Below are 2,617 nucleotides of genomic sequence, written 5' to 3'. Positions count from 1 at the left end.
CGGCGGCCGGGGCGAGCAGCCTGCCGCGGAGCGCGGGCCCGGCCTGGTCGGTGCGGCCCCGGTAGTTGAACAGCACCGGGGAGGGCGGCGCGGCGGCCAACAGCGGGGCGGTCTGCGGGTTGAGGTGGCGCAGCAGGCCGTGGCCGAGCCCCTTGTCGGGGGCGGCGCGCAGTTGCTCCCCGACCCGGGCCAGGACGTCCGGGGCGGCGGCGAGGTCGAGTCCGGCGAGGTCGAGGCGGACGGGGTGGACGGTGGTGAGCCAGCCGACGGTGCCGGACAGGTCGGGTGCGTGGCCCCGGTGGCCGCCGCGGCCGTGGCCCTCCAGGTCGACGTGCAGCGCGGGCGCGGCGTCGGGCCGGGTGCGGGCCAGGCCGAGGACGAGTCCGGCGAGCAACAGTTCCTCGACACCGGAGCCGGGGCCGGGGCCGCTGCCGGGGCTCGTGGCGGTGGCGGTGGCGGCAGCGGTGGCAAGCAGCGCGGCGGTGCGGTCGGCGGGCAGGGTGCGGCGCAGGGTGCGCAGGGTGGCGTGGGTGTCGCGGGCCGGGTCGGTGCCGAGTTCGGCGAGCGGGCCGGGCGGGCCGGTGAGCGTGCTGCGCCAGTACCCGGCCTCGGCGAGGCGGCTGCGCTGCTGGGCGTGGGCGTGCAGGTGGGCGGCCCAGTCGCGGAGCGGGACGGGTTCGGGGGCGAGGGCGGGCCGGCGTCCGGCGGCGGCGTCGCGGTGGGCGGCGGCCAGCCGCGGGAGCAGGATCCGCCAGGAGACGCCGTCCACGGCGAGGTGGTGGACGGTGAGCAACAGCCGTCCCTCGGTCTGCTCGCCCGCGTCGAACCAGGCGGCGCGCAGCATCCGGCCGGCGGCCGGGTCGAGGGCGTCGGCGGCGCGGTCGGCCTCGGCGGTGAGCTGTTCGGCGGTGGGGCCGCCGGGGGCGGGGACGCGGCGCAGCAGGGCGGGGTCGGCGGTGGGCGGCAGGGTCTCCTGGGTCCACAGGCCGTCGGTGTCGTCCAGCCGGGTGCGCAGCGCGGGGTGCGCCTCGACCAGGGCGGCGAGCGCGTCCCGCAGCGGCCGCTCGCCGAGCCCGGCGGGGGCGGTGAGCAGCACGGACTGGTTGAACCGCCGTACGCCGCCGCCGCGTTCGCGCAGCCAGTGCACGACGGGGAGCAGCGGCAGCGGGCCCTCGGCGGGGGTCTGCGGCGCGGGCGCGGCGGCGGGAGCGGGGGTGCCGGGGACGTCGTGGGCGGGGGTGCCGGAGGTACCGGGGGTGCCGGGGGCGGTTCCGCCGAACGCGGCGGTGAGCGCGGCCGGGGTCGGGTGCTGGAACACGTCCTTGGTGGTGATCGCGAGCCCGGCGGCCTTCGCCCGGCTGACCAGTTGCAGGGAGACGATGCTGTCGCCGCCGAGCGCGAAGAAGTTCTCCTCCTCCCCCACCTCGGGCAGGCCCAGCACCTCGGCGAACACCCGGGCGAAGGCGGAGGACCCGCGCCGGGCCGGGACGGCAGCGGCCGCCGCGGGGGCGAGGGGGTGCCTGTCGGGGGCGGGGAGCGCCTTGCGGTCGAGCTTGCCGTTGACGGACAGCGGCAGCGCGTCCAGGCCGACGATCACGGCGGGGACGGAGTGCTCGGGCAGGGTGCGCGCCAGCCGGTCGCGCAGCACCTGCGGGTCCGCAGCGGGCGGCACCACGTACCCGACCAGCTGCTTGGCACCGTTCGCCGTGGAGCGGACCGTCACCGCGGCCTGGGCGACCCCCGGGCAGGCGGCGAGGGCGGCCTCCACCTCTCCGAGTTCGATCCGGAAGCCGCGGATCTTCACCTGGTCGTCGGTGCGGCCCAGGTACTCGACGCTGCCGTCGATCCGGTACCGCACCAGGTCGCCCGTCCGGTACATCCGGGTGCCGGGCGGGCCGTACGGGTCGGCGACGAAGCGCCCGGCGGTCAGGCCGGGGCGGTTCAGGTAGCCGCGGGCCAACTGGACGCCCGCCAGGTACAGTTCGCCGGGCACGCCGACCGGGCAGGGCCGCAGCGCGGCGTCCAGCACGTGCAGCCGGGTGTTCCAGGCGGGGCGGCCGATCGGGACGCTGCCGGCGCCGGCCCAGGCCCGGTGGTGGGTGACGTCGACGGCGGCCTCGGTGGGGCCGTACAGGTTGTGCAGTTCGATCTGCGGCCACAGCGCCAGGAAGCGGTCGACGGCGGCGGCGGGCAGTGCCTCGCCGGAGCAGAACACCCTGCGCACGGTGGCGAACCGGCGGCGCAGCACGTCGTCGGCCTCGGCGGCGGCGGTGAACGCGGCGAGCATGGACGGCACGAAGTGGCAGGTGGTGACGGCGGCGCGTTCGGCCAGGGCGGCCAGCGCGGCCGGGTCGCGGTGGTCGCCGGGGCGGGCCAGCACGACGCGGGCGCCGACGGTCAGCGGGAGGAAGAACTCCCAGACGGAGACGTCGAATCCGGCGGGGGTCTTCTGCAGGACGCGGTCGGCGGCGCCGATCGCGTACATCTCCCGCATCCACTCCAGCCGGTTGACGATCGCCCGGTGGGTGACCAGGACGCCCTTGGGGCGGCCGGTGGAGCCGGAGGTGAAGATGACGTACGCGGCGTGGTCGGGGCCGGGCCCGGCCGGTGCCGGCGC

General features: G+C 78.1%; 1 protein-coding gene. It reads right to left on the bottom strand.

The features are described from left to right. Nucleotides 1–2,617 (bottom strand): amino acid adenylation domain-containing protein (locus ACFUEL_RS38215; protein ID WP_380242598.1); only part of this gene is annotated, 2,617 nt, incomplete at both ends.

Origin of the sequence: Kitasatospora sp. NPDC057198 (genome assembly GCF_042670125.1) — a bacterium.
Lineage (GTDB): Bacteria > Actinomycetota > Actinomycetes > Streptomycetales > Streptomycetaceae > Kitasatospora.
The sequence above is the reverse complement of the archived record's forward strand: the minus strand, read 5'-3'. Positions and strand labels throughout refer to the sequence as shown.